The organism is Steroidobacter sp. (assembly GCF_016790065.1).
Taxonomy (GTDB): domain Bacteria; phylum Pseudomonadota; class Gammaproteobacteria; order Steroidobacterales; family Steroidobacteraceae; genus Steroidobacter.
Map to the genome: position 1 here is coordinate 1 of NZ_JAEUPY010000213.1, position 6,391 is coordinate 6,391.

The window sequence follows — 6,391 nt, forward strand, 5'->3', positions numbered from 1 at the left end:
CCGGACTCGAAGATCCCAACTCCATGTTGGCCGTGCGCGATGCCTACGGCTACGAGCCGGCGCTGCGAGCCGGTCAGGTGCGCTTGAGTGAAGGATTGGAGGCGCGGTCGGTTTCGGGCTGGCCCTCGCCATCGTTCGATCTCGCCAGCGGCGTGCAGTTGATGTCATCGCTACTGGGCGCGGGATTTTACTACAAAACATTCAAATGGCCCGCGTGGTCCTGGTTCGAGCCATGGGTTCGACGTGCGACGGGGTTCGGGCGCCCGCGAGCGGTGACCGAAACGCGCACGATTCGTCATCGACACGCAACCTGCGACGTGCTGATCGTCGGCGGCGGTCCTGCAGGGCTCGCGGCAGCCCGGGCGTTGATCGGCAGCGGACTGCGTCTCTTCCTGGTCGAGGATCAGTCGAGGCTCGGCGGCTCGCTGAACTGGGAGAGGGTCACGGTCGATGGCATGCCGGGAGCGACCTGGGCGAACTCGATCGGGCGCCTGCTCTCGGAAGATTCGAATGCAGCGGTGCTTACGTCGACGATGGTCACGGCAGCCTACGAAAACAATATGTTCACCTTGGCACAAACCATTTGCGATGACCGTGGCGTGCACACGGAGTGTCTGTGGAAGGTCCACGCACGGAAGGTGGTGCTCGCGACTGGAATGATCGAACGTCCGGCCTTGTTCGCCGACAACGATCGGCCTGGCATCCTGTTGTCGAGTGCCGTGCGCCGATTGATTGCTGAGTTCGGCGTCGCGCCTGCTCGACGGCTGGCGGTCTACACCAACAATGACAGTGGTTATCTCACTGCGCTGGCGGCGCATCGAGCGGGCGTGGTCGTGCCTGCGGTCATCGATACTCGACCTGCGAACGCTGCGTTGCATGCCGGTCATCTGCGAGAGGCGGGCATTCCCTGTTGGTTCGATACGCAGATCGAGTCGACCAGCGGATATCGACGGCTGTCGAGTGTCACACTTCGAGGGCGTGACGGCGTCACCCGCATCGCATGCGATGGCTTGGCGGTCTCAGGCGGATTTTCGCCGTCCATTCATCTCGCCAGTCACCGTGGCAGCAAGCCTGTTTACGATGCACAGCGCGGTGCGTTCTTGCTGAGCGAGTTGCCTGAGGGGTGGCAGGCGATTGGCGCTGTGGCAGGTACGCTCGATGCGACCGCGCCCTTCGTCGAAGGGATCGATGCGGCAGCGTCTATCTGTGCGGCCCATGGAATTGCTGAGGTAGGACGGCAAGTTCCTCGGATCGATGCACTGGCGTTAGGAACGGGCGCCGTGCCGTCGCGGCCCAGCTACGGAAAGTCTGCTCGCATGTGGGTCGACTTTCAAAACGATGTGAAGGCGTCGGACATCGAGCTTGCGGCCAGAGAGAACTACGTGTCGGTCGAGCACCTGAAGCGCTACACCACGCTCGGGATGGGCACGGATCAGGGGCGCACCTCGAACGTCGTCGGCTTGGCATTGATGGCTGAACTGACGCAACGGAACATCGCGGAGGTAGGCACCACGACATTTCGACCGCCCTATACAGCGGTGCGCCTCGGGACGGTGGCCAATCGTCGGCGCAGTGATTTATTCAAACCGCGGCGTCTGCTACCGGCGCACACATTTCATGAGCAGCACGCGGCGGTGTTCGAAGACTTTGGCTGGCAACGGCCGGACTGGTATCGCAGTAACGCTGCCGATCGCGAAGCCGCGGTCGCCCTCGAGATGGCTGCTGTGCGCGACGGCGTCGGCGTGTTCGATGCTTCTTCGCTGGGAAAGATCGAGGTGACCGGTCCGGATGCTGCTCGATTCCTCAGTCGCTTCTATGTATCGAACTTGATGACCTTGAAGCCGGGGCGGGTGCGCTACTCGGTCATGCTCAAGGAAGATGGCGTGATCTTCGATGATGGCGTCGTGTCATGCCTGGCGGACAATTATTTTCTGGCCAGTCCCACCTCCGGCAATGCCGAGGCCGTGGCGGCTTGGTTGGAGCGCTGGCGCCAGACCGAATGGCCCACGATGAAAGTATCGATCTCGCCGGTCACTTCGAACTGGGCTTCGATCGCTGTGGCCGGACCGCGTGCCCGTGCGCTGCTGGCACGGCTGCAACCTGACTTCGATATCTCGAACCATGCGTTCCCACACATGCAGATTCGTGAAGGCAAGATCGGTGGTGTGACGGCGCGCGTGGCACGGATCAGTTTCACCGGCGAGCTCCAGTATGAGATATCGGTGCAGGCGCGTTACGCTGCGTCGTTGTTGAGTTGTCTGCTCGCCGCAGAGACGGATGTCGAACCGCGGATGATCGGGCTGGAGGCCTGGCTGCGGCTGCGGCTCGAGAAGGGCTATCTACACGTGGGTTCCGAGACCAACGGTCGGACCACGCCGCTTGATGTGGGAATGGGCGGCATCGTCGCCAAACGACAGGACGACTTCATCGGCAAGCGCTCTCTTGGACTGGCGTTCGCCACCAGTGTGGAGCGTGAGCAACTGGTGGGCCTGCAAGCGCTGGACGGAGCATTGCACGCGGGCGGGCGCATTCTCGCGCCTGGCCATTCGACAGTGCCGTGTCCGACCGAGGGCTATGTTACTTCCGCCTGTTTCAGTCCTTCCGTTCGTCAGTCGATCGGGCTTGCGCTCATCCAGCGTGGCCACGCACGCGAAGGTGAAATCGTGACCGTCTACCTCGGCGGCGCGCTCGTGCGCTGTCGCATATCGAATCCAACGTTCTACGACCCCAGCAATCAGAGGCTGCAGCTGTGAGTCTTCAACTTGAATCTACGTTGGGCAGGGCGTTCGGTACCTCAGCCGTCCTGGTTTGTGACGCTGCCGATGGTTTGGAGCTGCGTGAACGAGCGGACCTGGGCTGTTTGTTATTGACCGCGGCGGTCGATGTCGCGGAGATCATCGATGCCGCGAGCGTTGCGGCTGGAGTGCCGCTGCCCGCAGAGCCGGGCATGATCAACACGGCACACGAGCGTCTGGCGCTGTGGCTCTCGCCACGATCCTGGCTCGTACAGTGTGGCATCGAAGCGGAGGGCGAGTTGGCCGCGCGCTTGAACGGCACGTTCCCCGATCGACGATTGCATGCAGCGTTGTTCACCGACTATCTGTGTTGGTTGGAGCTGCGCGGTGCTGGATCGGTGGATGTACTCCAGGACGCCTCGTTTGTCTCACTGGAACGCAACGGCCTTGCTGTGGGCCATGCCAAGCGGACCTTAGTGGCGGGGATCACCGGGGTGATTGTTCGCCACAGCGAGATCGACTGGCTGATCGGTATCGAGCGCAGTCGTGCCCGGTACTTCACCGAGTGGCTCACGACCACGCGTACGACGATCTGCGCGTCACGGCGGCAAGAACAATGAGTGTTCGGGCCCACTCGGTCTCGGTCGAGCCGACGATGCATGTCGCCAGCCAACGCTATGTGTTGACGCTGTCTTGTCCGGATGCAATCGGGATCGTTGCGGCAGTGACTGCGATCCTGGCGAAGCACGGGGCATCGATCATCGATGCTCAGCACTATCGAGAGCCGGTCGCTAGCGTGGCTGTTTTGCGGATTGTCTTCGAGGCGGCCGGCGCAGCGGCGATCGACACGCAACGGCTCGAGCCGGATCTGCTCGCCGCTGCACGACAGTTCGATATGAAATGGGCGATCAACGATGCGTCGCGGCGCCTGCGTGTGCTGGTTGCGGTCTCCAAGCAGGGCCATTGCCTGAAGAGCCTGTTGCATCGCTGGGAAGTCGGCACACTACCGGTCGAGATCGTCGGCGTGGTGTCGAATCATGAGACGCAACGACGGTTGGTGGAGTGGCATGGTCTGCCGTTTCATCACTTACCGATCCAGCCGGGGCGCAAGCAGGAGCAGGAAGACCGGTTACTGGCGCTGTTTTCGCACCTGCGTGGCGAGCTGCTGGTGCTGGCGCGCTACATGCAGATTCTGTCGGAACCGGCCTGCCGGCAGTTGGCCGGTTGCGCCATCAACATTCATCACTCGTTCCTGCCGTCCTTCAAGGGCGCCCAGCCATACTCTCAGGCCCATGCGCGCGGTGTGAAGCTGATCGGCGCCACGGCTCACTACGTGAACGGCGATCTGGACGAGGGCCCGATCATCGAGCAAGCCGTCGAACGTGTCGATCATTCGATGAGCGTGCAGCAGCTGACGGCGCTGGGTAACGAAATCGAGAGCGTGGTCCTCAACCGTGCAATTCAATGGCACGCCGAGCATCGGGTGTTCGAGTTCGGCAGCCGGACCGTGGTGTTGAAGTAGCCCGGCCTGCCCGCCGGCCCTATCATGGCCGCGGCCACCTTGGCTGACATGGCGGTTCCGGAGTAAAAACAGGTGTCCCGATTTCCCATTCGAGCGCTCTATTGCTGATGGGCAGATGGATGCTTTGGTTTTGAGCTGCCGCCAGGGCCGTACCCAGTGCAAGTGGATGACCGTCAAAATTTCGTAGCCGATCTGGCGGCCAGCCAGGGGCGGCGGCTGCGTCGCTTTCTGGCCGCCAGACTGCGCAACCATGCCGATGTCGCCGACCTGGCGCAGGAAGTGTTCCTGCGCCTGTTGCGAGTCGAGCGCCAGGACAAGATTCGTAATCCGCAGGCCTACCTGCTGACCATCGCGGGCCATGTCCTGCATCAGCATGCCTTGAATGCCAAGGCCGAGCCGCAAGGCGTCGACATCACCGAGGCGCTGGAGGAGTCGGAGTTCGCCGATAGCAGCGATCCCGCGGTCCAGTTGCATGTCGAGCGCCGCCTGGAAGCGCTCGAACGAGCGCTGGCGCGGCTATCTGCCAAGACTCGACTCGCCTTCCTACTGCAACGGCGCGATGGCTGCACCCTCGATGAGATCGCGCAGCGCATGGGCATCTCCCGAACCATGGTCAAGAAGCATCTCGCCAAAGCGGTGTCGCAGTGTGACCGCCAGATCCGTGGCGAGCGGTAAGGATGCCGGTATGAACAAACAAATTACTGACGAAGCGGCGGAATGGTTGATCGAGATCCAGATGGATCAGCCCGACGCCGGCATGCGCGAGCGTTTCTCTGCATGGCTGGACACCTCGCCGGAACACGTGCGTGCCTATCTGGAACTGACCGCGCTTTGGGAAGACGCCAACGGCGTCGATAAATATCGCCAGGTCGATGTCGACGCACTCATGCAGGCGGCCAGGTCGGAAAGCAATCTGTCGTCGCTGGTATCGGCGTCCATCTCCGAGCGTGGCGCGAGGAGTTCGACAGGCCTTCGACATCCGGCACCAGAAGATCGAAAGCGCGCACGGCCGATGGCGCTCGCGGCCTCGATCGCCGTGCTGACAGTCGGTGCGGCAGCCGCAGGCTATTGGCACAGCGTGCTACGCGGTGTCTACAGCACTGCTGTGGGCGAACAGCGCACGCTGGCACTGGCCGACGGCACGACCGTCGAGCTCAACGCCGCGACGCGCATTCGAGAACGTTTCACCGAAGCGGAGCGGACGGTGGATCTACTGGAAGGACAGGCACTCTTTCGGGTTGCGAAGAATCCAGCACGTCCGTTCGTGGTGAGGAGCGATACGGCGACCGTGCGTGCGATCGGCACCGAGTTTGATGTCCACCGGCGAGTGAGTGGTACGACGGTGACTGTGATCGAGGGGCGCGTCGTGGTGAGCCCGGCCGAGTCGAACGATGCTTCGTCCGGTGCTGCGGTTCAGGAGTTGTCGAAGCAAGCTTCACGCGTCGCGGGTGCCTCGCCCAGCGTCGCGAGCGAAGTGTTTCTAGGAGCCGGCGAACAGTTGAACCTCCATGAGCGAGGTGGCACCGATGCGCCTCGCCAGACCGATACCAAGTTGGTGACGGCTTGGACACAGCAGCGGTTGGAATTCGAATTTACCGATCTGCTGGACGTGGCCGCGGATTTCAATCGTTTCAATACTCGCAAGCTAGTCGTCGATGCGCGTGGTCTGGAAGATTTCAAGGTGAGCGGCACGTTTCAGGCCCTCGATCCGAAATCGTTGGAACGTTTTGTCCAGTTTCTGCGGGCGCAACCCGGTGTGTCAGTGCAACAGCGCGGCGATGAGATCGTCGTTGCAAAAAACAGGTAGCCCGCTTTCCGCCAAACACGCTCTTCTCAGTGCAGAAGAGCATCGCAACTTTCCTGCGGTGACTCATTAAAACCTCGAACGAGGAAGGGGAGATCGCATGCGTGTCGCGCTAGCAGTGGCGGTGGCGTTGAGTTTGGCTTCGGTCGCTATGGCCGATCAGGCTGAGACGGCGGTTCGCAAGAGCATCGAAATTCCAGCGCAGAATCTGGGAACGGCTCTGAAGAGTTTCGCCAAGGAACGCGGACTGGCCCTGGTCTATCGCGCCGAAGTCGTCAATCGGATTCACACCGGCGGAGCGAGCGGAAATCTGACGCTGGATGAGGCGCT

Annotated in this window: 6 protein-coding genes; all 6 read left to right on the forward strand. The window is 61.9% G+C overall.

Annotated features, from left to right (window positions below):
- A partial coding sequence (locus JNL55_RS09080) for a glycine cleavage T C-terminal barrel domain-containing protein (protein WP_293852251.1) occupies positions 1-2,753 on the forward strand: 2,753 nt, incomplete at its 5' end.
- Positions 2,750-3,355: a sarcosine oxidase subunit gamma family protein gene (locus JNL55_RS09085; protein WP_293852253.1), complete on the forward strand. Its 606-nt coding sequence runs from the start codon at positions 2,750-2,752 to the stop codon at positions 3,353-3,355. The genes JNL55_RS09080 and JNL55_RS09085, both read left to right, overlap by 4 nt.
- Entirely contained in the window at positions 3,352-4,257 is a 906-nt protein-coding gene (gene purU / locus JNL55_RS09090; RefSeq protein ID WP_293852254.1) for a formyltetrahydrofolate deformylase, read from the forward strand. The genes JNL55_RS09085 and purU overlap by 4 nt, the downstream gene beginning before the upstream one ends.
- Before the next feature lie 162 nt (positions 4,258-4,419).
- Positions 4,420-4,932 carry an RNA polymerase sigma factor gene (locus JNL55_RS09095; protein ID WP_293852256.1) on the forward strand — a complete coding sequence of 171 codons (513 nt, stop codon included), beginning with the start codon at positions 4,420-4,422 and terminating at the stop codon, positions 4,930-4,932.
- Positions 4,933-4,942: 10 nt separating this feature from the next.
- Complete coding sequence (locus JNL55_RS09100; protein ID WP_293852258.1) at positions 4,943-6,064, forward strand: FecR family protein; 1,122 nt, start codon at positions 4,943-4,945, stop codon at positions 6,062-6,064.
- Positions 6,065-6,161: 97 nt separating this feature from the next.
- Positions 6,162-6,391 (forward strand): hypothetical protein (locus JNL55_RS09105; protein ID WP_293852260.1); only part of this gene is annotated, 230 nt, incomplete at its 3' end.

Excerpts from the sequence above, each read along its gene's own strand:
- JNL55_RS09100 (WP_293852258.1), top strand. The coding sequence starts at position 4,943 with ATGAACAAACAAATTACTGACGAAGCGGCGGAATGGTTGATCGAGATC.
- purU (WP_293852254.1), top strand. The coding sequence starts at position 3,352 with ATGAGTGTTCGGGCCCACTCGGTCTCGGTCGAGCCGACGATGCATGTC.